Origin of the sequence: Mycobacterium sp. IEC1808, from assembly GCF_002101935.1 — a bacterium.
GTDB lineage: Bacteria > Actinomycetota > Actinomycetes > Mycobacteriales > Mycobacteriaceae > Mycobacterium.
In genome coordinates this window covers 46,482-68,419 of sequence record NZ_LQPV01000009.1, presented here as the reverse complement: position 1 = coordinate 68,419, position 21,938 = coordinate 46,482, and the positions used below count along the sequence as shown (strand labels likewise).

Sequence of the window (21,938 nt, the reverse complement as noted above, 5' to 3'; positions counted from 1 at the left end):
AACGGTCCGCAACGTCATTTAGTGTGCGTCGTCTGGTCTTTGGTGAAACGCGATTGCGGTACCTCGTCCCACGTGGCTGGTAAAGCCGTGACGGCAAGCGTGCCGTAGTTGACCGATACGTCACCGAGCCGGCCGCGCAGGCGTCGGTAGATGGCCCCGTGTGCGCCATCGGCGATGTAATCGCGCAGCGAAGCTTCGCTGTCGAAGGCTCCGAACGTGCGGAATCTGGCGCGCTCCCAGTCGATATCGAACCCGAAGCGAACCATGCCGGGGAAGGCTTTAGCATGCTCGATCACCGAGGGTATGGCCACCGCGAAGGTCGTCAGATGTGTCATCCGCCGTACCTGCAGTTGCAACCACACCGACGGATAACCGTCCGCACCCGGTTGCGTCGCCGGCATCGGGTTCTCACCGTCGAACATCACTTTCACCGCTGATGCCTCCCTGCGATGTTATCGCCGTAAACATACCAGGATGGCGCGTCGCGGGCAACGGTGGGCGTCAAGTCGCGTGGGGACCGACTCAGACCGGCGCGCAGCGGTAGCGCACCTGTCGCACGGGTGTGTCACCGAAAGTCTCTGTGCGGCAAGCTCCGTCGAACCGCCACCCGTCGCGTTCGTAGAACCGGCGGGCGCCGAGGTTCCCGTCCAGCACCCACAGCACGGCTCCGGTCACGCCGAGCCGGCGCAGCCGCTCGCGCGCGGCCGCCATCAGCAGCCGCCCGATCCCGGTTCGCGCGTGCCCGGGGTCGACGTAGATCGCCATCAGCTCACCGAAATTCGGGGACTCCATCTCGCGGCACAGTCCGATGGTCGCGAGGCCGCGGATCGCGGGACCGTCGACCGCGACCACGGTTGACGGCAGCCGAAGCCCGACCCGACCGAAGGTGTACCGGCCGGCGAAGAACTCGGGAGTCAGGCCGTCGAGGTAGGCCTGGTCGATCAGCCCGCGATAGGCCGACTGCCACGACCGGACCTGCACCCGGGCCACGTCGCGTGCGTCGGCCGGGACGGCCGCCCGCACCTCGATCACGGGTGCAGTATCGGGCATAATCGCCAAAATTGACACCCGTCAAACTTCGGGAAGGACGACGAAGATGGCAGACACGGCTTCAATCGGCGTGAAGGTGCGCGAGAAGGTCGTCGTCATCACCGGCGGCGCCCGCGGGATCGGGCTGGCCACCGCGACCGCGCTGCACAACCTGGGCGCCAAGGTCGCGATCGGGGACATCGACGAGGTGCGGGTGAAAGAATCGGGTGCCGCGCTCGGCCTCGACGTCTACGGGAAACTCGACGTCACCGACCCGCATTCGTTCGCGGATTTCCTCGATGAGGTGGAGCGCCAGCTCGGCCCCATCGACGTGCTGATCAACAACGCCGGCATCATGCCCGTCGGGCGGATCATCGACGAGCCGGATGCCGTCACCCGCCGCATCCTCGACATCAACGTCTACGGCGTCATCCTCGGCAGCAAGCTGGCGGTGCAGCGCATGGTCCCCCGCCGATCCGGGCACGTCATCAACGTCGCCTCCCTGGCCGGCGAGCTCTACATCGTCGGCCTGGCCAGCTACTGCGCCAGCAAGCACGCGGTCATCGCGTTCACCGACTCGGCCCGGCTGGAGTACCGCTCGGCCGGTGTGGAGTTCTCCACGGTCTTGCCGACGTTCGTCAACACCGAGCTCGTCGCCGGGACCCCCGGCATGAAGGGGTTCCGCAACGCCGAGCCCGCCGAGATCGCCGACGCGATCGTGCGGCTGGTGGCCCACCCCAGGCCACGGGTGCGGATCACGAGGGCCGCCGGCGCGATGGTCGTCTCCCAGAAATTCTGGCCGCGCAGAATCGCCGAGGGGCTCAACCGCCTGCTCGGCGGCGACCGCGTCTTCACCGACGACGTGGATGTCGAGAAGCGGCGGGCCTACGAGACGCGGGCCCGCGGGGAGGAGTAGTCGGCGATCGCGAGCGCGGCGCAGCCGGGCGACGCGGGTCGCCGCCGTCGGGATTAGTCGGCGATCGCGAGCGCGGCGGAGCCGGGCGACGCGGGTCGCCGCCGTCGGGATTAGCCCGCGACAAGCGCCGTTCACCGAAGGCGCGGACAATCGGCCGGGTGACCGCAGAAACCTCGACTACGGATGTCGCAGCCCTCTCCGACGACGAACTCGCCCTCATCGACAAGTATTGGCGCGCAGCCAATTACCTGTCGGTTGGCCAGATCTACCTCCTGGACAACCCGCTGCTGAGCGAACCGCTGTCGTCCGAGCACGTCAAACCCCGGCTGTTGGGTCACTGGGGCACCACGCCCGGGCTCAACCTGATCTACGCGCACCTGAACCGGGTCATTCGCAACCGCGACGCCAACGTCATCTACGTCACCGGTCCCGGTCACGGCGGGCCCGGGCTGGTCGCCAACGCCTACCTGGAGGGCACTTACACCGAGGTGTACACCGGCATCGAGGAAGACGCCGAGGGACTGCGAAAGTTGTTCCGGCAATTCTCTTTTCCCGGCGGCATCCCCAGCCACGTCGCGGCCCAGACGCCCGGGTCGATCCACGAGGGCGGCGAGCTGGGCTACGCGCTGGTGCACGCCTTCGGGGCGGCATTCGACAACCCGGACCTGGTGGTGGCGTGCGTGGTGGGCGACGGCGAGGCCGAGACCGGGCCCCTGGCCGCGGGCTGGCACTCGAATAAGTTCCTGAACCCGGTCACCGACGGCGCCGTGCTGCCCATCCTGCAGCTGAACGGCTACAAGATCGCCAACCCGACCGTGCTGGCCCGCATCCCCCACCCCGAACTGGAATCGCTGCTGCGCGGCTACGGCTACCGGCCCATCACGGTCGCCGGTGACGACCCGGCCAACGTACATCAGCAGCTGGCCGCCGCGCTCGACGACGCCTTCGACGACATCGCGGCCATTCAACGCGCCGCCCGCACCGGCGGCCGCGCGGAGCGGCCCGTCTGGCCGATGATCGTGCTGCGCACCCCGAAGGGCTGGACCGGCCCCAAAGTGGTCGACGGCAAGAAGGTGGAAGGCACCTGGCGGGCCCACCAGGTCCCTTTGGCCGAGACCCACGACAATCCGGACCACCGCGCGCAGCTGGAGGAATGGCTGCGCAGCTACGGGCCCGAGGAGTTGTTCGACGGCAACGGCGCGCTGCGCCCCGAGCTGCGGGCGCTGGCGCCCCGCGGGGATCGCCGGATGAGCGCCAACCCGCACACCAACGGCGGGCTGCTGCTGCACGACCTCGACCTGCCCGACTTCCGCGACTACGCGCTGGCCGTGCCGCAGCCGGCGGCCGAGACGCACGAGGCCACCCGGATGCTGGGCACCTTCCTGCGCGACGTGATCGCGCGCAACCCGGATCGGTTCCGGCTGATGGGCCCCGACGAGACCGCCTCCAACCGGCTCGACGCCGTCTACGGGGCGACCGACAAGGTGTGGCTTTCGGAAATCGGGCCCGACGACGAGCACCTCGCGCCCGACGGCCGCGTGATGGAGGTGCTCTCCGAGCACCTGTGCCAGGGCTGGCTGGAGGGCTACCTGCTGACCGGCCGGCACGGCCTGTTCAACTGCTACGAGGCGTTCGTGCACATCGTCGACTCGATGCTCAACCAGCACGCGAAGTGGCTGGCCACCAGCCGGGAACTGCCGTGGCGGCGGCCGATCGCGTCGCTGAACTACCTGCTGACCTCCCACGTGTGGCGCCAGGACCACAACGGCGCGTCGCATCAGGACCCCGGATTCATCGACCTGGTCGCGAACAAGCGCGCCGAGCTGACGCGGGTGTACCTGCCGCCGGACGGCAACACGCTGCTGTCGGTGGCGGACCACTGCCTGCGCAGCCGCAACTACATCAACGTGATCGTCGCCGGCAAGCAGCCCGCGCTGGCCTACCTGGACATGGACCAGGCCATCGCCCACTGCGCGCGGGGCCTGGGCATCTGGCCGTGGGCGAGCACGGCTAAGTCTTTAGGTGCCGAGCCCGATGTGGTGCTGGCCTGCGCCGGGGACATCCCGACGCTGGAGGTGCTCGCGGCCGCCGACATCCTGCGGCGCGAACTACCCGGCCTGGCCGTCCGGGTGGTCAACGTCGTCGACCTGATGCGGCTGCAACCGGAATCCGAGCATCCACATGGCTTGCCGGACAAGGAGTTTGACGCGCTGTTCACCCGCGACAAGCCGGTCATCTTCGCCTACCACGGCTATCCGTGGCTGATCCACCGGCTCACCTACCGGCGCACCAACCACCCGCACATCCACGTGCGGGGCTTCAAGGAGCGCGGCACCACGACGACGCCGTTCGACATGGTGATGCTCAATGACCTCGATCGCTTCCATCTGGTCATCGACGTCATCGACCGGGTGGACGGGCTGGCCAGCCAGGCCGCCGTGCTGCGGCAGCGAATGGTCGACGCCCGCCTCGCCGCTCGCGCCTACACCCGTGACCACGGCGAGGACGACCCGGCGATCTCGGGGTGGACCTGGGAAGCGGACTGAGCTGGGGAACGGGGCCGCCCGATGGTCTGGCGCCGTCGGTGCCGCCCCGAACCCGCACGACGCGACCTACCCCAGTCACCGCGACCCACCCGGCGGCCGCCTGGTCATCCCTTCGGCCGCGGACGGATCGCTCGCGGCGTACTAACGGTTTGCCAAACGACGAAAATACCGGGCAGAAACTCGTTACAGTGCCTTCCACCGGAAGTTCGGTACTGGCCGGACGGGAGAATCTTCATGTCGTATCTGGTGGCGGCACCCGAGTCCTTGGCGTCGGCGGCAACGGATCTGTCCAACATCGGCTCGGCGTTGAGCGCCGCGAAAGCCGCCTCGGCGACCCCGACGACTGGCGTGCTGGCCGCGGCTGCGGATGAGGTGTCGGCGGCCATTGCGGCGGTGTTTTCCGCCCACGGTCAGCGCTTCCAGGCGCTAGGGGCACAGGCGGCGGTGTTTCATGACCAGTTCGTGCAGCTATTGAATGTCGGCGCAGGGCGCTACGCATTGGCCGAAACCGCGAATGCCTCGCCTCTGCAGGTTCTCGGCAGCACAAACCTCGGTTTCGGGAACAACGGCAGCGCGAACCTGGGCAGCGGAAACCTGGGCGCCTTCAACGTGGGAAGCGGAAACACTGGCAACAACAATGTCGGCTTCGGCAACCTGGGCAGCAACAACATGGGCTTGGGGAACCACGGCAATGGAAACCTCGGCTTTGGGCTCACCGGCAACAACATGGTGGGCGTCGGCGCGCTGAATTCCGGCGTCGGAAATTTCGGCTTCGGGAACTCGGGTAACAACAACATCGGGTTGTTCAACTCGGGTAATAACAACGTCGGCTTCTTCAACTCGGGTACTGGTAACTTCGGCTTCTCGAACTCGGGCAACACCAACACAGGGTTCTGGAACGCGGGCGAGGTCAACACCGGCTTTGCAAACTCGGGTGACTACAACATGGGTTTTGCAAACCCGGGCGACTACAACATGGGCTTCGGGAACGCCGGCACCAACAACATGGGCTTCGAGAACACCGGCTCGGACAACACGGGAAGCTTCAACTCCGGCGACTTCAACACGGGGTGGGGAAACTCGGGCGACATCAACACCGGCTTCTACAACTCGGGCAACCTGAACACGGGTTTCGGCAGCTCGGTCAACCAAACTGGTCCGAACTCGGGCTACGGAAACACAGGTATCGGGAACTCTGGGTTCTTTAACCAGGGCCTCAATAACTCGGGCTTCTGGAACTCGAACACGGGCCCCGGCTGCCACAAGACTGGGTTCTTCAATTCGGGGAGCGGCGTATGGGACACCGGCATCGGGAACTCGGGCGGCGGCGACTACAACACGGGCTTCTTCAACTCGGGCATCGGCGGCTACAACACGGGCTTCTTCAACTCGGGCATGGACAGCTCCGGGGGCTTCAACACGGGTAATGACCAGTCGGGTTTCTTCGGCCTGTTCTGACATTGAACTGCGAGCCGCGAGCCTAACGAGCCCGTGAGCTGGTACCCCGATCGTCCGCGGCTACGCGGCGCGGGGTTCGCCGGTGGCGCCGGAAGGCTCGCCGTAGTCCCTCGGCTTGTCGGCGTCGATATGCCAGATCCAATTGCCGTGCAGGGGGCGGTCAACGGCCAGGGCGCCCAACGGCGCGATGACCAGGATGGAGACCAGCGTCCACACCGTCGTAGCCATGAGTTCTCCCTCCGCCGGATATGTAACCGTCTTAGATAGTTACATATTGTCGTGAGCGTTGAAACCTGTCAAGGTGGTTACATGAAGTTCGTCTACGTGAGCGGGCGGCGGTGTTTGGACTTCGCGGGCACGCTGAAGTATCGGGGCTCGGCGCGTCGCGAGGAATTGTTGACCGACCCGCAGCGGGTGTCGGACTGGGCGGTCGGTGCTGGGCTGGTCGATACGCCGCTCGAGATGACCGACGATGAAGTCGCGACGGCGATCGCGGTGCGCGAAGCCATCTACCGGGTCGTCGTCGCGGGCCTTGACGGCGGCCGGCCCGACGCCGCCGACGTTGATCTGCTGAATGCATACGCGTCCCGACCCCAGCTCACGCCGACGTTGCATCCGGACGGATCGGTCAGCCGCAGCGGTACCGTGCAACAGCTGCTCGCGGGCCTGGCCGCCGACCTCCTCGACCTTTATGCCGGACCCGACATCGGCAAGGTCAAAAGGTGCTCCCACCCCGGCTGCACGCGCCTGTACGTCGACGCGTCGCGAGCCCAGAACCGGCATTGGTGCGGGATGCGCACCTGTGGCAACCGAGCGAAAGTCCAGGCCTTCCGCGCCCGCCAGCAAGCCGCCGCGGCCCAGCCTTCCTGAGCGACTGAGGTGGGCGAACGCGACCGGCAGGTAAGCTGGCCCAATGCCCGACGCGACGGTTGCCGACACCGATCTCGTGGCGCCGCACCCGTTCCGATTCCATCTCGACATCGCCGTGGTGGTCGTCGTGCTGGTGCTGACCAACCTGATCGCGCACTTCACCACGCCATGGGCGAGCATCGCGACCGTGCCCGCCGCCGCCGTCGGCCTCGTCGCCTTGATGCGTTACCGCGGTTTGGGCTGGACCGACCTGGGCCTCGGCCGCGAACACTGGCGGCCCGGGCTGGCCTATGCGCTTGGCGCCGTGTCCGTCGTGGCGTCGGTCATCGCGATCGGCATCCTGCTGCCGATGACCCGGCCGATGTTCCTGAACAACCACTACGCCACGATCTCCGGCGCCCTGATCGCCTCGATGGTCATCATCCCGCTGCAGACCGTGATTCCCGAGGAGCTGGCATTTCGCGGGGTGCTGCACGGCGCGCTGAACCGGGCCTGGGGCTTTCGTGGGGTGGCGCTGGGCGGGTCGCTGCTGTTCGGTCTGTGGCACGTCGCCACGTCGCTGGGGCTCACCAGCAACAACGTCGGCTTCACCCGGCTGTTCGGCGGCGGCTTCGCCGGGATGGTGGCCGGCGTGACGCTGGCCGTCCTGGCCACTGGGGCGGCCGGCTTCGTCTTCAGCTGGCTGCGCCGGCGGAGCGGCAGCCTGATCGCGCCGATCGCCCTGCACTGGTCACTGAACGGGCTTGGCGCCCTGGCCGCGGCGCTGGTCTGGCACCTGTCGACCTGAGCGGTTAGACGAGCAGCACCGCGGCGCCGGCGATGCGACCGGCGCTCAGATCGCTCAGGGCCTCATCGGCGCGGGCAAGCGGATATTCCGGCGTGGTCACCTCGATGCGATGTTCGCCCGCGAAGTCGAGGAATGCGCGCGCATCGGCCCGCGTGTTCGACGTGACCGATCGGACCTGGCGCTCCTGGAACAGGTGACGCTGGTAGTTCAGCGGCGGGATATCGGACAGGTGGATGCCCGCGATCGCCAGGGTGCCACCGCGGTCCAGCGCCTGCAGCGCGGGCAGCACCAGCTCGCCGACCGGCGCAAAAAGGATCGCGGCGTCCAGCGGCACCGGCGGCGGATCGGCCGCGCCCTGGGCCGACGCGGCGCCGAGTTGCAGCGCCAGCTCGCGCGCCTCGGCCCCGCGGGTCATCACATGCACCTCGGCGCCCTGAGCCAACGCGACCTGCGCGGTGATGTGGGCGCTCCCGCCGAAGCCGTAGAGGCCCAGCCGCCCACCGGGGGGCAGCTCCGCGCGCAGCAGGGACCGGTATCCGATGATGCCCGCACACAACAACGGCGCCAGCTCGCTGTCGCTGTAGCCGCTCGGCAGGTGGTGCGCGAAAGCGGTTGGGACGGTGGCGAATTCGGCGTATCCCCCGTCCGCGTCCCACCCGGTGTAGCGGGAATCCGGACAGAGGTTCTCGTTGCCGCGGCGGCAGTACTTGCACACGCCGCAGGTGTGGCGCAGCCAGGCGATGCCCACCCGGTCGCCCGTTCTGAACTCGTCGCCGGCTTCGGCCCCGACTTCGACGACCTCGCCGACCACCTCGTGACCGGGCGTCACCCCGTTGCGGTGCACCGGCAGGTCGCCTTCGGTGACGTGCAGGTCGGTGCGGCACACGCCGCACGACCGCACGGCCACCAGCAATTCCGACGGTGCGGGCCGCGGCACCTCGGCGGTGACTTGCTCGAGTGGGCCGGTGGCCATGGGGCCGGGGCGGCGCACCCGCCACGCGCGCATCGTCGTGGTCGTCGCCGCTTCGGCCATCACCCCATCATGCCGGGATCCGGCACGGCCGCAACGGGTTAGGCCGGGTCAGGCCCGGCGAACCATGCCGACCACCCAGAGCAGGAGCACCGCGCCGAGCAGCGCGGTGAAGAAGGTGAAGATGATCCCGCCGCCCGCGGTGTTGACGAAGAAGCTCAGGATGAAGCCGCCGATCAACGCGCCGACGATGCCGATGACGATGTCCATCAGGATGCCGGCCCCGCTGCCCCTGATGATCCTGCTGGCCAGCGCCCCTGCCAGCCCGCCGATGATGATGTAGCCGATCCAGCCGACGCTGGTCGTTGTCGTCGAGCGGGCGAGAAAGTCGGTTGCTGCCATGACGTCCATGCGGGCCTCCTTGCAATCGAGGGCAAAGCCAGCTCACTGCTGAACCGGGATTGCGTATACCCGCTTTGCGTAAAGCTACGTGTGTCTAATTAGGCGGCGTCCCCGGTCGGGTGTGAATCGTTGGTGCGGCGCGTGAGTTCCGGGCGGGAAGATCGCCGGGATTCCGCCCTGGGCGCCCACACCAGGCCCTGAGTGCACACTCGGCCGAATCAGGCCGGCAGAGCCCGTTGCGGCGCAGCAGTGGGAATGACTTCGCTGGCGGGCGCTTGGCCCGGAGCCGGCGCCGGGGCAGCCGGTGCTGGAGCGGGCGTCGGTGCGCCGGGAACGGGCGCGGTCGCGGGGGCGCCGGGCGCCGGGGCGGGGGCGGCCGGCGGGACCCACGGCTGGATCGATTCGGCGAGCGCCTTCGCGCCGCCCTGGTCCACCGCGTCGTTCGAGGTCCCGAGCCAAACCACGAACCAGCGCTGCGGCGGACCATTGCCCGCCGAGGGCCCGCTGACCACTCCGGTCCAGATCTGGCCGTTCGGCTTGGACGGATCGCTGAACTTCACCTCGTAGTACGACGCGCTTCCGGTGATCCCATTGGCGCCGGTCAGCGGAGTGGCGCTTTGGTTGATTCGGGTGCCGGGATAGGGCATGAAGAACTCACCCATGTCGGAGCCCAGCCGGACGGCGGCCTTGGCGTCGTTGGCTTCGGCACTGGCGTAAAGCTTTTGGTCCAGTCGGCCCATCACGATGCGGGTGTCGTTGGCAACCGGCGGCGCCTGCCCCGGCGCCGGCGGTTGGCCGGTGGTCTTGCTGAGCAGCTCAGAACCGTAGTCGAGGTGGGTCGCGTCGGACTCCACCCAGCCGGGGGGAAGGACGAAGCTGAAGCCACCCACGGCGTTGCCGATCCGACCCGCGTTGGGGTCGACGGGCGGCGGCGGGGGCGCGTTCGGATCGACGGGCGGTGGCGGCGTCGCGTTGGGATCGCCCGGTTGGGGCTGCGGCGATGCAGGCGCACCGGGAGGCGGCGGCGTCGTGGGCGTCGGCGACCCGGGCGCCGGGGCCGTCGTCGGCGACGCGGGCGCCGGTGTCGTCGTCGTGGTTGGCGGGACCGGGGTCGGGGTCTCGGGGTCGGCCTTCGAGATCGCCGGTAACGCGATAGCGATGGCACTGGCACTGGTCACCGCGGCGATCGTCAGCGTCGCCCACAGCCCTTTCCGACGTGTCGAGTTCTGGTCCACCTGATCCATGGCGACGAACCTACCGCGTTACGGCTGTGACGCAAGGGTGCCGTGCGGCGGTTCTTGCGATGTTGCCGATGTGCAATCTTGCGGGCGTCGGCGCAGGTCAGTGGGGCGCCGGATACAGCGTCACCTCGTGGGCCTTGACGGAGAACCACACCCGCTCCCCGGGCGTCAGCCGCAGCTCCGCGGCGGCGTCCGCGGTGATTTCCGCGGCCAGCCCGGGGGCGCCATCCGCCTGTTCGCGGCCGCGCACCAGGACGGCGGATCCGTGAGCGTCCAGCTCCGCCACCGTCACCTCGACCGTGTTGCGGGGGCTGCCGTGCGGCCGGTCCCGGTACACGGCCACCGCCGTGGGCGGGAACACCGCGACCGCGTTGACCACCTCGGCGTCCAGCTCCTGGGCCGGGGTCGCATGCCAGTGGGCGCCGGCGTGATCGTGCAGCGAGCCGTCGGGGCCGACGGTGCCGTTGACCAGGTTGATGCCCGCGATGCGGGCGCCGAAATGACTGCGCGGCGCGGTGAGAACCTCTGCCACGGGCCCGATTTCGGCGATCTTTCCCGACTCGAGCACCAGCACCCGATCGGCCAGGGTGAACACGTCCAGCAGCTCGTGGGTGATCAGGATGACCGCGCAGCCGGATCGAGTGGCGACGTCGCGCAGCGCCGCACGGATGCCTGCGGCCGCGGCGACGTCGAGCCCGGCCAGTGGCTCGTCGAGCAGCAACACGTCGGGTTCGGCTGCCAGTGCGCGGGCGATCGCAACCCGCTGGGCCTGGCCCCCGGACAGCTCTCGGGGTTTGCGGTCGGCGAAGCGCTCGGCGTCCACCTCGCGCAGCCAGCGCAGCGCCGTCGCCTTCTTGTCGGCACGGGCGAGACGGAACCGGCCCCGGCGGCTGTGTGGCCCGAATGCCACGTTGGCGGCGACGCTCAGGTGCGGGAACAGCAGCGGGTCCTGCAGCAGCAACCCGACTCGGCGATCGTGGGTCGCCACGTGCACGCCGGCCGCGGTGTCGGTCAGCACCCGATCCCCCAGCCGCACGACGCCCTCGTCGGGCCGAAGCAGCCCGGCGATGACGTGCAGGGCGGTCGACTTGCCGGCGCCGTTGGGTCCGAGGACCGCGAGCACCTCGCCCGCGGACACCGAGAACTCCACATCCAGGCCGCGTTCGGCGACGACGGCGCGCAGTAGCAACTCGCTCATGCGGATACCCCGGTCAGCCGGCGCGCACCCAGGCCCAGCACCACCACCGCGGCCACCGCCACCAGCAGGATGGACAGCGCCACGGCCGCGTTTTCGTCGCTCACCCGCTGCAGGTAGATCTCCAGCGGCAGGGTTCGGGTGACCCCCTGACGGGACCCGGCGAATGTCAGCGTCGCCCCGAACTCCCCCAGCGACCGGGCGAACGCGAGCACCGCCCCCGACGTCAACCCGGGCAGCAAGAGCGGCAGGGTCACCCGCCACCAGATCGTGCTCGGTCGCGCCCCCAGCGTCGCGGCGACCACCTCGTAGTCGGCGCCCGCGGTGCGCGCGGCGCCCTCGAGGGAAATCACCAGGAACGGCAGCGAGACGAAGGTCTGCGCCAGCACCACCGCGGTCGTGCTGAAGGCGATGCTCATCCCGGCGGCCTCGAGGTATCGCCCGATCAGTCCGAGCCGGCCGAACGCATAGAGCAACGCGATGCCCCCCACCACCGGCGGCAGCACCAAGGGCAGCAGGATCAGCGGCCGCAGCAGCCGGACGACGCGCGCCGTGCTGCGGGCCAGCACCAGCGCCATCGGGACGCCCAGCAGCACGCACAGTGCGGTGCTGGCGGCGGCGGTCTTGAGGCTCAGCAGCAGCGCCGTCCGCGACGACGGGCTGGTGATCAGCGACCAGAAGTTCGGCCAGTCCACCTTGATCGCGATCGCGATCAGCGGCACCACCACGAACGCGGTCCCCGCGGCGGCGGGGATGTACACCCACCGGGGCAGAGCCGTAGGCCGGTGCACGGCTCAGGGTTTGGCGAAGCCCGACTGGGCCAGGATGTTCTGACCGATGTCACCGATCACCATGGCCACGAACTTTTGCGCGAGCGTCGCCTGCGCGGCGTTCTTCAACACCGCGATCGGATAGACATTGACCGCGCCGGCGGCCTCCGGAAAGTTCACCGTCGCGACCTTGTTCCCGGCGCTGTGGGCATCGGTGACGTAGACCAGTCCGGCGTCGGCCTGTCCGGTGGTGACCTTGTTGAGGACGTCAGTCACGTTGAGTTCCTCGCTGACCGGGTTGAGGCGCACGCCGGTGCTGTCCTCGACGCGCTGGGTCGCCGATCCGCACGGCACCGGCTTTTGGCAGATCACCACGCTCAGCCCCGGCTTGGCAAGGTCCGCGAAGGATCCGACCTGCTTCGGGTTTCCCGGCGCCGTCACGATGACGAGCGTGTTCGACGCGAAGTTCGTCGGGCTGCCCGCCAGCAGCCCCGCCTTGGCGACCGTGTCCATCTGCGCGGTGTCCGCCGACGCGAAGACGTCGGCCGTCGCGCCCTGAGTCAGCTGCTTGGCGAGCTCGGACGAACCCGCGAACTCGAAATCCACGGTGCTGCCGGGGTTTTGGGCCTTGAACTGGTCACTGATCTGGCCGAACACCGGCTTCAGCGACGCCGCGGCGAAGACGACGACCTTCCCGGCGGGCTGGGCCGGCTGAGGGGATGATGACGACGGCGTTTTCGAGCTGCACCCGATCAGGCCCCCCAGCAAGATCGTCGAAACCAGCCCGGCCAAGATTCCGATCCGCCGCATGGGTGCACCGTAGTCCGCCGACGATGCGGTCGCGCGGCGGCCAAATCGTCGCAAACACGTGGCGACCGAATAGTTATGCAAATGATCCCGCGCGTCGCGGCGCCCGGAGTTTCGCGTACTAGCTACCGTCCAGTAACATCTTCTTAGATTTATGCCATAAACGCGCTGAGGTCCCAGGCAGCTTCTGGGTTCAACGTTGAACACGAGGAGGTCATGGCAGTGGAGGTTCTGGTCACCGGGGGCGACACGGACTTGGGACGCACAGTGGCCGAGGGCTTCCGCGACGGCGGTCACAAGGTGACCCTCGTGGGCGCGCGCCGCAGCGATCTCGAGGTCGCCGCGAAGGAACTGGACGTCGACGCCATCGTCTGCGACACCTGCGACCCGGCCAGCCTGGCCGAGGCGCGCGGGCTGTTCCCCCATCACCTCGACACCATCGTCAACGTGCCGGCGCCGGCCTGGGACCCGGGCGACCCGCGCACCTACTCGCTGGCCGACACGGCCAAAGCCTGGCGTAACGCCCTCGACGCGACGGTGTTGTCCGCGGCGCTGACCGTGCAGGCGGTGGGCGATCACCTGCGCTCGGGCGGCTCGATCATCAGCGTGGTGGCGGAGAACCCGCCCGCCGGAAGCATCGACGCAGCGATCAAGGCGACGCTGTCGAATTGGACCGCGGGACAGGCGGAAGCCTTCGGCACCCGCGGGATCACCGTCAACACGGTCGCCAGCGGGCGCAGCGCCCAGGCCGGCTACGACGGGCTGTCGCGCACCCCGCCGACGGTCGCCGCGGAGGTCGCCCGCCTGGCGCTGTTTCTCACTACCCCGGCGGCTCGCCACATCACCGGCCAGACGCTGCACGTGAGCCACGGCGCGCTGGCGAGTTTCGCCTGAGGCTGAATCGCGAACCCTGGTTCTGATACCAGGCCGGTGGCTACGGTGAATGACGTGGCTATCCGACTTGGTTTGCAGATTCCCAACTTTTCCTACAACACCGGGGTGGACAAGCTCTTCCCCACGGTTATCGCGCAGGCTCAAGAAGCCGAAGCGGCCGGATTCGACTCGGTCTTCGTCATGGACCACTTCTACCAACTGCCCATGCTGGGCGATCCCGACCAGCCGATGCTGGAGGCCTACACGGCGCTGGGCGCCCTGGCCACCGCGACCGAACGGGTGCAGCTGGGCACCCTGGTGACCGGCAACACCTACCGCAACCCGACGCTGCTCGCCAAGATCATCACGACGCTGGACGTGGTGAGCCAGGGCCGGGCGATCCTCGGCATCGGCACCGGCTGGTTCGAGCTCGAGCACGACCAGCTGGGCTTCGAATTCGGCACCTTCACCGACAGGTTCAACCGGCTCGAGGAGGCGCTGCAGATCATCCTCCCGATGATCAAGGGCGAGCGGCCGACCTTCTCCGGTAAGTGGTATCAGGCCAAGGAGGCGGTGGCGAATCCCCGCTTCCGCGACCACATTCCGCTGATGATCGGCGGCAGCGGCGAGAAGAAGACGATCCCGCTCGCCGCGCGCCACTTCGACCACCTCAACGTCATCGCCGGGTTCGACGAGCTGCCCGCCAAGCTGAAGGTCGTGCGGGAGCGGTGCGAGGAGATCGGCCGCGACCCGGCCACGCTGGAGACCAGCACGCTGACCACCGCGGTCGTCGACGAGAACTTCAACGCCGACCAGATCCCCGCCGAGATGACCCAGCGCGCGGTGGTCGGCAGCGCCGAGTCGGTCGCCGACCAGCTCAAGACGAAGGTGCTCGACGCCGGGATCGATGGGGTGATCATCAACATGCCGTTCTACACACCCGGCACCATCGCCGCGGTCGGCGAAGCCCTGCGCCCGATCGTGGGGCTGTAACGGAAAACGCATCGCGCATCGGGCATGACGAGTATCACGTCCACTCGACCAGCCCCGATGCGTGATGTGGTTCATTACACATGCTTACGATCTGGGTTTCGGGGTATCGCGTTCACTAGCGTGGTAGCTAACTGGAATCGCGCGTCCAGCGACCCCGATCAGGAGCAACCCGAACATGAGCACGCAGGCAGAAACCACTGCTGCACCCGACCGTCGTCATCAAGTCGTCATCATCGGATCGGGATTCGGCGGGCTCAACGCGGCAAAGAAGCTCAAGCACGCCAACGTTGACATCAAACTGATCGCGCGCACCACTCACCACCTGTTCCAGCCGCTGCTGTACCAGGTGGCCACCGGCATCGTGTCCGAAGGCGACATCGCCCCGCCCACCCGCGTGATCCTGCGCCGGCAGCGCAACGTTCAGGTGCTGCTCGGCGACGTCACGCACATCGACCTCGAGGGGCAGTTCGTCGTTTCGGATCTGCTCGGCCACACCTACGAAACCCCTTACGACACACTGATTGTCGCGGCCGGCGCCGGCCAGTCCTATTTCGGCAATGACCAGTTCGCCGAGTTCGCGCCGGGCATGAAATCGATCGACGACGCGCTGGAGGTGCGGGGGCGAATCCTGAGCGCCTTCGAGCAGGCCGAACGGTCCCGCGACCCGGAGCGACGGGCCAAGCTGTTGACGTTCACCGTCATCGGCGCCGGTCCCACCGGTGTCGAAATGGCCGGGCAGATCGCCGAATTGGCCAATCACACCCTCAAGGGGTCGTTCCGGGGCATCGATTCCACCCGGGCGCGGGTGATCCTGCTCGACGCCGCCCCCGCGGTGCTGCCGCCGTTCGGCGAGAAGCTCGGGGAACGCGCGGCCGCGCGGCTGGAGAAGATGGGCGTGGAGATCCAGCTGGGGGCGATGGTCACCGACGTCGACCGCAACGGCATCACGGTCAAGGATTCCGACGGCACCACTCGGCGCATCGAATCCGCCTGCAAGGTGTGGTCGGCCGGGGTTCAGGCCAGCGGGCTGGGCATGGACCTCGCCGAGCAGTCGTCGGTCGAAGTCGACCGCGCCGGACGGGTCAAGGTGCTGCCCGACCTGTCCATCCCCGGGCACCCGAACGTGTTTGTCATCGGCGACATGGCCGCCGTCGAGGGCGTGCCGGGGGTTGCGCAGGGAGCCATCCAGGGCGCCAAGTACGTCGCCTCCACGCTGAAGGCGGAACTCAACGGCGCCGACCCGGCCGAGCGCGAGCCGTTCCAATACTTCGACAAGGGCTCGATGGCCACGGTGTCGCGGTTTTCCGCGGTGGCCAAGATCGGCCCGCTGGAGTTCAGCGGCTTCATCGCCTGGCTGATGTGGCTGGTGCTGCACCTGGTGTACCTGGTCGGGTTCAAGACCAAGATCAGCACGCTGCTGTCGTGGACGGTCACCTTCCTGAGCACCCGGCGTGGCCAGCTCACCATCACCGAACAGCAGGCGTTCGCCCGCACCCGCCTCGAACAACTGGCGGTGGCGGCTGCCGAGGCCAAGCGCCCGGCCAGGCGGGCCAGCTAACCGTCCGGCCGGTCGGATCGAGGGGTGCCGACCGGCTCGGCAAGGGGATTCTTTTGCGGCACAGCGGCTTTCGGTCCGAATTGGGCCTGTCTGGGCTAGGCGCAGTATTCGAACGTTGGGTGTGAATCGTCGGCGTTGCGAGTGCGCCCTGGGCGGGAAAAACGCCGAAACCCCGCCCTGCACACACATTGAAAACCGCCACTGCACACTCAAAGCCCTGGGCGGGCGTCCGGCTCAACTAAGCCTCGAGGTTCTGCAGCCGCACCTGACCCCGGGCCACCACCCGATCGTCGTCGTCGGTGATGGTGACCAGCCACAGCTGCTGGCGCCGGCCGCGGTGGATCGGCTCGCCAGTGCCGTACACCATCCCGGAGCTGATCGAGCGCAGAAAATCGGTGTTGTTGTTGACGCCGACCACGTTGCCGCCGTCGCCCTTGGCGTTCAGCCAGGTGTAGGCAGCCACGCTGGCCATGCTCTCGATCACCGAGCAGTAGACGCCGCCGTGCACGAGGCCCATGGGCTGCAACAGCTTCGGCGTGACCTCTAGCTGCGCCCGGACGCGGTCCGGGGTGAGTTCGGTGTACTGCAGCCCCAGTTCGCCGTCAAACGGCGCGGTGAAGTTCGGGGGCAACGGCGCATCGGGTGGCGGTGGCACGCTCATTTGTCTACACCATCGGCGATCCGGGCCGTCGGCGCGCGAGCGCCTTGGCCCCGCAAAACGGGCGAGCCCCGCGCTGGGCGCGGGGCTCGCCGATCGAGTAGACCGGGGGTCGCTGCAGCCCTCAGGACTCGCCGCGGTCATGTCGCTCGACCGCCATCAGCATAGGCAAGGCTGCCCTAATTTCGCAAGGTATGGTTTCGCTGTGTACGGGGGGCGTCGTGCCCAGATAGATACGACGGCCAGTAGTAAGCGAGTACGCTGGCTTTGACGCTCAGGAGATGAACGCACTATGGCCAAGTTGACCCGGCTAGGGGATCTGGAACGCGCGGTGATGGACCATCTGTGGTCCACGCCGGAGCCCCAGACCGTCCGTCAAGTCCACGACGCGTTGTCGGCGCGGCGCGACCTCGCCTACACCACGATCATGACCGTGCTGCAGCGGCTGGCCAAGAAGAACCTGGTCTCCCAGATCCGCGACGACCGCGCCCACCGCTACGCGCCGGTGCACGGCCGCGACGAGCTCGTTGCCGGGCTGATGGTGGACGCGCTGGCTCAGGCCGAGGACTCAGGGGGCCGGCAGGCCGCCCTGGTGCATTTCGTCGAGCGCGTCGGCGCCGACGAGGCGGAGGCGCTGCGGCGCGCGCTGGCCGAACTGGAAGCCAATCCGCGCAACCAAGCGCCGTCGGCTGGCGCGCCAGCGCAGGACTGAGGGAGACTGGCAGCGTGTCCGCGCTGGCCTTCTCCATCCTCGCGGTGCTGTTGGTTGGTCCGGCACCCGCTTTGTTGGCACGCGCGACGTGGCCGCTGCGCGCCCCGCGTGCCGCGATGGTGTTGTGGCAGGCCGTCGCCCTCGCCGCCGTCCTCTCGGCGTTCAGCGCCGGCATCGCGATCGCCAGCCGGGTGCTGGTGCCCGGCCCCGACGGGCGGCCGACCGCCAGCGTCATGGGCGCCCCGGACCGGCTGGGCTGGCCGCTGTGGGCGGCATACATCGCCGTCTTCGCGCTGACCGTCTCGGTCGGCGTCCGGTTGATGGTCGCGGTCGCGCGGGTGGCCATCGCCAATCGGCGGCGGCGGGCCCACCACCGCATGGTCGTCGACCTGGTCGGGGTCGGCCACGGCGCGGCCCTCGCCCAGCCCTGCGCCAACACCCGCGATCTGCGCGTCCTGGACGTCGCGCAACCGCTCGCCTACTGCCTGCCGGGCGTGCGCAGCCGCGTGGTGGTCAGCGAGGGAACGCTGAAGACGCTCGGCGACGCGGAGGTCTCGGCCATCCTCACCCACGAGCGCGCCCATCTGCGCGCCCGCCATGATTTGGTGCTGGAGGCTTTCACCGCGGCGCATGCAGCCTTCCCGCGGTTCGTCCGCAGCGCCAACGCGTTACGAGCGGTGCAACTGCTCGTCGAGCTTCTGGCCGACGACGCCGCGGTGCGCGCCACCGGGCGCACTCCCCTGGCCCGGGCCTTGGTCGCCTGCGCCTCGGGTCGGGCGCCGTCGGGCGCGCTGGCGATGGGCGGTACCAGCACGGTGGTGCGGGTACGCCGGCTGTCGGGCCGCGGCAACAGCCTGATGCTGGCGGCCACCGCGTACCTGGCCGCGGCCGCGGTATTCGTGGTACCCACCGTGGCGCTGGTGGTGCCATGGCTCATCGAGCTGCGCCGGCTGTTCAACGTCTAGCGTCGGAGTGGGCCAACACCCTGGGATGCCGCTCGGAGTCGGCTGTGCCACAGTGTGATCCGACAGCTTGTCGGAAGAGTTCTGCGACCTGAGAGGCCAAGCCATGAGTTCGTCGAGTCCACAGACTGGTACCGCGCAGATCGGCGTCACCGGCCTCGCCGTGATGGGTTCGAACATCGCCCGCAATTTCGCCCACCACGGCTACACCGTGGCGCTGCACAACCGGTCCGTCGCCAAGACCGACGCTCTGCTGAAAGAGCACGGCGACGAGGGCAAGTTCGTGCGCTCGGAGACCATCGAAGAATTCCTCGACGCGCTGGAGAAGCCCCGGCGGGTGCTGATCATGGTCAAGGCCGGCGACCCGACCGACGCCGTCATAAACGAGCTCGCCGACGCCATGGAGGAAGGCGACATCATCATCGACGGCGGCAACGCCCTCTACACCGACACCATCCGCCGGGAGAAGGCGATGCGCGAGCGCGGCCTGCACTTCGTCGGCGCCGGCATCTCCGGCGGTGAGGAGGGGGCGCTCAACGGGCCGTCGATCATGCCGGGCGGCCCGGCCGAGTCCTACACGTCGCTGGGCCCGCTGCTCGAGGAGATCTCCGCACACGTCGACGGCGTCCCGTGCTGCACCCACATCGGCCCCGACGGCGCCGGTCACTTCGTCAAGATGGTGCACAACGGCATCGAGTACTCCGACATGCAGCTGATCGGCGAGGCCTACCAGCTGCTGCGCGACGGGCTCGGCAAGACCGCCGACGAGATCGCCGACGTCTTCGACGAGTGGAACAAGGGCGACCTGGACAGCTTCCTCGTCGAGATCACCGCGAAGGTCCTGCGCCAGAAGGACGCCAAGACCGGCAAGCCGCTCGTCGACGTGATCCTCGACGAGGCCGAGCAGAAGGGCACCGGGCGCTGGACGGTGAAGTCGGCGCTGGACCTGGGGGTCCCCGTCACCGGCATCGCCGAGGCGGTGTTCGCCCGCGCCCTGTCGGGGTCCGTCACCCAGCGCAAGGCCACCACCGGGCTGGCGTCCGGTCAGCTGGGTGAAAAGCCAACCGACGCAACGCAATTCGTCGAAGACGTTCGGCAGGCCCTGTACGCGTCGAAGATCATCGCGTACGCCCAGGGGTTCAACCAGATTCAGGCCGGCAGCGCCGAATACGACTGGAGCATCACGCCGGGCGACCTGGCCACCATCTGGCGCGGCGGCTGCATCATCCGGGCGAAGTTCCTCAACCGCATCAAGGAGGCGTTCGACGAGGACGCCGACCTGCCGACGCTGATCGTCGCGCCGTACTTCCGCGCCGCGATCGAGGCCGCGATCGACGGCTGGCGCCGCGTCGTGGTGACCGCCACCCAGCTGGGCATCCCGATCCCGGGCTTCTCCTCGGCGCTGTCCTACTACGACGCGCTGCGCACCGAGCGCCTGCCGGCGGCGCTCACCCAGGGGCTGCGGGACTTCTTCGGCGCGCACACCTACGGCCGCATCGACGACGACCCGGACAAGCGCTTCCACACCCTGTGGAGCGGGGACCGCAGCGAAGTGCCCGCGTAGCGGCCTGCGTGTAGAAGGGACCAAAGGGGGCAAGCCCAATCACATGAGGTTTCTCGACGGGCATCGACCCGGGTACGACCTGACGTACAACGACGTCTTCATTGTGCCGAACCGCTCCGATGTGGCGTCGCGCTTCGACGTCGACCTGTCCACCACGGACGGCTCCGGCACCACCATCCCGGTCGTCGTCGCCAATATGACCGCGGTGGCCGGGCGGCGCATGGCCGAGACGGTCGCGCGGCGCGGCGGCCTGGTGATCCTGCCCCAGGATCTGCCGATCCCGGCGGTGCAGCAGACGGTGGATTTCGTCAAGAGCCGCGACATGGTCCTCGACACCCCGGTGGTACTCGAGCCCGAGGACTCGGTGTCCGACGCGATCGCGCTGATTCACAAACGCGCCCACGGCGTCGCCGTCGTGGTTTTCGAGGGCCGCCCGATCGGCTTGGTCACCGAGGCGTCGTGTATTGGCGTCGACCGCTTCACCCGGGTGCGCGACGTGGCCGTGACCGACTTCGTGACGGCCCCGGTGGGCGCCGAGCCGCGCAAGATCTTCGACCTGCTCGAGCACGCTCCCATCGGTGTCGCGGTGGTGACCGGCGCCGACGGCACGCTGGCGGGCGTGCTCACCCGCACCGGAGCGGTCCGCGCCGGGCTGTACACGCCGGCCACCGACGCGCGCGGGCGGTTGCGCGTCGGCGCGGCGGTCGGCATCAGCGGCGACGTGGGGGCGCGGGCGCGGTCCCTGGCCGAGGTCGGGGTGGACGTGCTCGTCATCGACACCGCGCACGGGCATCAGGTCAAGACGCTGGAGGCGATCAACGTGGTCGCGTCGTTGGATCTCGGCCTGCCGCTGGCCGCGGGCAACGTGGTGTCGGCGGAGGGCACCCGGGACCTGCTGGGCGCGGGGGCGACCATCGTCAAGGTCGGCGTCGGGCCCGGCGCGATGTGCACGACCCGGATGATGACCGGCGTCGGGCGCCCACAATTCTCCGCCGTCCTCGAATGCGCTTCCGCTGCAAGGAAACTCGGCGGCCACGTGTGGGCCGACGGGGGCATCCGGCATCCGCGGGACGTCGCGCTGGCACTGGCCGCGGGCGCGTCGAACGTCATGATCGGGTCGTGGTTCGCCGGCACCTACGAGTCGCCCGGCGACCTGATGCGCGACCGTGACGACCAGCCGTACAAGGAGAGCTACGGCATGGCCTCCAAGCGCGCCGTCGTCGCCCGCAGCGGCGCCGAGACCGCGTTCGACCGCGCCCGCAAGGCGTTGTTCGAGGAGGGCATCTCGACGGCCCGGATGGGCCTGGACCCCGACCGCGGCGGCGTCGAGGACCTGATCGACCACATCACCTCCGGGGTGCGCAGCACCTGCACCTACGTCGGCGCCTCCACCCTGGAGGAGCTGCACGAGCGGGCCGTCGTCGGGGTGCAGTCGGCCGCGGGGTTCGCCGAGGGCCATCCGCTGCCGTTGGGTTGGTGAGCGCGCCGCGGTCGTGCTGCCGTCCGCACGCGTTGGCTACCATGTGAATTCATGTGAGTCGCGGCCGGCAGCAAAGCGCTGCGCCGCATCGAGGGAAAGGCATGACGTGCCGCAGGCACGCGTCGGGGCCCGCATATTGATCCGGGC

The 21,938-nt window shown here is 68.6% G+C and carries 21 protein-coding genes and 2 pseudogenes; 13 read left to right on the top strand and 10 right to left on the bottom strand.

Annotated elements, in window-relative coordinates; genetic code table 11:
• Nucleotides 1-14: 14 nt before the first annotated feature.
• Together AWB92_RS06155 and AWB92_RS06150 are read right to left on the bottom strand one after the other, a co-directional pair.
• Nucleotides 15-431, bottom strand: coding sequence for a hypothetical protein (locus tag AWB92_RS06155; RefSeq protein WP_142281957.1), 417 nt, complete (start codon nucleotides 429-431; stop codon nucleotides 15-17).
• A 91-nt stretch (nucleotides 432-522) separates the two neighbouring features.
• Complete coding sequence (locus AWB92_RS06150) at nucleotides 523-1,050, bottom strand: GNAT family N-acetyltransferase (RefSeq protein WP_241523378.1); 528 nt, start codon at nucleotides 1,048-1,050, stop codon at nucleotides 523-525.
• A 46-nt stretch (nucleotides 1,051-1,096) separates the two neighbouring features.
• Here AWB92_RS06150 and AWB92_RS06145 point away from each other — a divergent pair, with 46 nt between their 5' ends.
• From AWB92_RS06145 to AWB92_RS06135, 4 genes and pseudogenes are all read left to right on the top strand, one after another.
• Complete coding sequence (locus tag AWB92_RS06145) at nucleotides 1,097-1,945, top strand: SDR family oxidoreductase (RefSeq protein WP_085184515.1); 849 nt, start codon at nucleotides 1,097-1,099, stop codon at nucleotides 1,943-1,945.
• A gap of 158 nt (nucleotides 1,946-2,103) precedes the next feature.
• Nucleotides 2,104-4,491 carry a phosphoketolase family protein gene (locus AWB92_RS06140; protein WP_085184514.1) on the top strand — a complete coding sequence of 796 codons (2,388 nt, stop codon included), beginning with the start codon at nucleotides 2,104-2,106 and terminating at the stop codon, nucleotides 4,489-4,491.
• 21 nt (nucleotides 4,492-4,512) lie between these two features.
• Nucleotides 4,513-4,995 (top strand): annotated as a pseudogene (locus AWB92_RS31265) (PE family protein); the annotation flags it as partial.
• Between the two features lie 30 nt (nucleotides 4,996-5,025).
• Nucleotides 5,026-5,949: pseudogene (locus AWB92_RS06135) on the top strand (hypothetical protein); the annotation flags it as partial.
• 60 nt (nucleotides 5,950-6,009) lie between these two features.
• Here the strand turns inward: AWB92_RS06135 and AWB92_RS29770 are convergent.
• Nucleotides 6,010-6,177: a hypothetical protein gene (locus AWB92_RS29770; RefSeq protein ID WP_156766615.1), complete on the bottom strand. Its 168-nt coding sequence runs from the start codon at nucleotides 6,175-6,177 to the stop codon at nucleotides 6,010-6,012.
• A gap of 81 nt (nucleotides 6,178-6,258) precedes the next feature.
• Between AWB92_RS29770 and AWB92_RS06130 the strand changes: the two genes are divergently transcribed.
• Nucleotides 6,259-6,819, top strand: coding sequence for an ABATE domain-containing protein (locus tag AWB92_RS06130; protein ID WP_085184513.1), 561 nt, complete (start codon nucleotides 6,259-6,261; stop codon nucleotides 6,817-6,819).
• 43 nt (nucleotides 6,820-6,862) lie between these two features.
• On the top strand, nucleotides 6,863-7,606 hold the full coding sequence (locus tag AWB92_RS06125; RefSeq protein ID WP_085184512.1) for a CPBP family intramembrane glutamic endopeptidase: 744 nt from the start codon (nucleotides 6,863-6,865) through the stop codon (nucleotides 7,604-7,606).
• Between the two features lie 4 nt (nucleotides 7,607-7,610).
• On the opposite strand, the gene AWB92_RS06120 is transcribed toward AWB92_RS06125, so the two are convergent.
• From AWB92_RS06120 to modA, 6 genes are all read right to left on the bottom strand, one after another.
• Nucleotides 7,611-8,639 (bottom strand): zinc-binding alcohol dehydrogenase family protein, encoded by a 1,029-nt coding sequence (locus AWB92_RS06120; protein WP_085184511.1) that lies wholly within the window; start codon nucleotides 8,637-8,639, stop codon nucleotides 7,611-7,613.
• A 48-nt stretch (nucleotides 8,640-8,687) separates the two neighbouring features.
• A complete protein-coding gene (locus AWB92_RS06115; protein ID WP_068188741.1) occupies nucleotides 8,688-8,987 on the bottom strand; it encodes a GlsB/YeaQ/YmgE family stress response membrane protein in 300 nt (99 codons plus the stop codon).
• Between the two features lie 209 nt (nucleotides 8,988-9,196).
• On the bottom strand, nucleotides 9,197-10,222 hold the full coding sequence (locus AWB92_RS06110; RefSeq protein ID WP_085184510.1) for an alanine and proline-rich secreted protein Apa: 1,026 nt from the start codon (nucleotides 10,220-10,222) through the stop codon (nucleotides 9,197-9,199).
• A 97-nt stretch (nucleotides 10,223-10,319) separates the two neighbouring features.
• A complete protein-coding gene (locus AWB92_RS06105; RefSeq protein ID WP_085184509.1) occupies nucleotides 10,320-11,417 on the bottom strand; it encodes a sulfate/molybdate ABC transporter ATP-binding protein in 1,098 nt (365 codons plus the stop codon).
• Nucleotides 11,414-12,205: an ABC transporter permease gene (locus tag AWB92_RS06100; RefSeq protein WP_085184508.1), complete on the bottom strand. Its 792-nt coding sequence runs from the start codon at nucleotides 12,203-12,205 to the stop codon at nucleotides 11,414-11,416. Before AWB92_RS06100 ends, AWB92_RS06105 begins: the two co-directional genes overlap by 4 nt.
• A 3-nt stretch (nucleotides 12,206-12,208) precedes the next feature.
• On the bottom strand, nucleotides 12,209-12,994 hold the full coding sequence (gene modA / locus AWB92_RS06095; protein WP_085184507.1) for a molybdate ABC transporter substrate-binding protein: 786 nt from the start codon (nucleotides 12,992-12,994) through the stop codon (nucleotides 12,209-12,211).
• Nucleotides 12,995-13,207: 213 nt separating this feature from the next.
• On the opposite strand from modA, the gene AWB92_RS06090 reads away from it, so the two are divergent.
• From AWB92_RS06090 to AWB92_RS06080, 3 genes are all read left to right on the top strand, one after another.
• Nucleotides 13,208-13,885: an SDR family oxidoreductase gene (locus tag AWB92_RS06090; RefSeq protein WP_085184506.1), complete on the top strand. Its 678-nt coding sequence runs from the start codon at nucleotides 13,208-13,210 to the stop codon at nucleotides 13,883-13,885.
• A 54-nt stretch (nucleotides 13,886-13,939) separates the two neighbouring features.
• Complete coding sequence (locus tag AWB92_RS06085; protein WP_085184563.1) at nucleotides 13,940-14,857, top strand: LLM class F420-dependent oxidoreductase; 918 nt, start codon at nucleotides 13,940-13,942, stop codon at nucleotides 14,855-14,857.
• A gap of 175 nt (nucleotides 14,858-15,032) precedes the next feature.
• Nucleotides 15,033-16,415 (top strand): NAD(P)/FAD-dependent oxidoreductase, encoded by a 1,383-nt coding sequence (locus AWB92_RS06080; RefSeq protein ID WP_085184505.1) that lies wholly within the window; start codon nucleotides 15,033-15,035, stop codon nucleotides 16,413-16,415.
• A 238-nt stretch (nucleotides 16,416-16,653) separates the two neighbouring features.
• On the opposite strand, the gene AWB92_RS06075 is transcribed toward AWB92_RS06080, so the two are convergent.
• A complete protein-coding gene (locus AWB92_RS06075; protein ID WP_085184562.1) occupies nucleotides 16,654-17,070 on the bottom strand; it encodes a PaaI family thioesterase in 417 nt (138 codons plus the stop codon).
• A 295-nt stretch (nucleotides 17,071-17,365) separates the two neighbouring features.
• Between AWB92_RS06075 and AWB92_RS06070 the strand changes: the two genes are divergently transcribed.
• The 4 genes from AWB92_RS06070 (at nucleotide 17,366) to AWB92_RS06055 (ending at nucleotide 21,791) form a co-directional block, all read left to right on the top strand.
• Nucleotides 17,366-17,785: a BlaI/MecI/CopY family transcriptional regulator gene (locus AWB92_RS06070; RefSeq protein ID WP_085184504.1), complete on the top strand. Its 420-nt coding sequence runs from the start codon at nucleotides 17,366-17,368 to the stop codon at nucleotides 17,783-17,785.
• 14 nt (nucleotides 17,786-17,799) lie between these two features.
• Nucleotides 17,800-18,750, top strand: a complete 951-nt coding sequence (locus tag AWB92_RS06065; RefSeq protein ID WP_068188773.1) for a M56 family metallopeptidase — start codon at nucleotides 17,800-17,802, stop codon at nucleotides 18,748-18,750.
• Between the two features lie 103 nt (nucleotides 18,751-18,853).
• A complete protein-coding gene (gndA, locus tag AWB92_RS06060) occupies nucleotides 18,854-20,311 on the top strand; it encodes an NADP-dependent phosphogluconate dehydrogenase (RefSeq protein WP_085184503.1) in 1,458 nt (485 codons plus the stop codon).
• A gap of 43 nt (nucleotides 20,312-20,354) precedes the next feature.
• A complete protein-coding gene (locus tag AWB92_RS06055; RefSeq protein WP_085184502.1) occupies nucleotides 20,355-21,791 on the top strand; it encodes a GuaB1 family IMP dehydrogenase-related protein in 1,437 nt (478 codons plus the stop codon).
• Nucleotides 21,792-21,938 lie beyond the last annotated feature (147 nt).